Here is a 242-nt window from a genome sequence, read left to right on the forward strand (position 1 = left end):
TATGCTGCAGCTTCGGCTATTCTGAATGATTCGACAATTGCAGAAAAACACACAGCAGAGCCGTTGTTTTGCAAAATTCCTGTCATATTTTTCCCTGATTATAGCCTCTCAGCCAATTTAATAGATAATTTGCCTGCGAGTTTTTCCACATATTGTGCAAAAGCAGAAAAAATCAGAAATTTTGTGCCGAAGATCAGGAAATAGCGGACATAAGTTGCAATCAAGCACTTGCTATTGGAGGG

Annotated in this window: 1 protein-coding gene; it reads left to right on the forward strand. The window is 39.3% G+C overall.

Features of this window, described 5'->3' with window-relative positions:
* The coding region (locus HBA93_RS22995) for a hypothetical protein (protein WP_221724773.1) at positions 1-204 on the forward strand (204 nt) is incomplete at its 5' end.
* Positions 205-242 lie beyond the last annotated feature (38 nt).

It is taken from the genome of Ochrobactrum sp. SFR4, from assembly GCF_019730395.1.
In the GTDB taxonomy this organism is placed as follows: domain Bacteria; phylum Pseudomonadota; class Alphaproteobacteria; order Rhizobiales; family Rhizobiaceae; genus Pseudochrobactrum.